The 239-nt window shown below is 56.1% G+C and carries 1 protein-coding gene; it reads right to left on the minus strand.

Annotated elements, in window-relative coordinates; translation table 11 throughout:
* A partial coding sequence (locus Q1A70_RS20710) for a cadherin-like domain-containing protein (protein ID WP_299695958.1) occupies positions 1–239 on the minus strand: 239 nt, incomplete at both ends.

Below are 239 nucleotides of genomic sequence, written 5' to 3' on the forward strand. Positions count from 1 at the left end.
GGCGCATCGTTGACCGCTATCACCTCAATGCCTGCCGTCGTCGTTGCTGTCGCACCGTCATCATCGGTGACAACCACATCCAGACGGATGTCGCCGTTGAAGTTCTCGTTTGGTGCGAAGGTGACGGAGCCATCTTCGTTTTGTACCAAGATACCGTCAGCGCCTGAGTAGCTCACGCTATCGAGTGACACCTCACCGTCCACATCCGAGCTGTTGGCAATCAACTGCTCTGGGCTCAA

This window comes from uncultured Vibrio sp. (assembly GCF_947488985.1).
Lineage (GTDB): Bacteria > Pseudomonadota > Gammaproteobacteria > Enterobacterales > Vibrionaceae > Vibrio.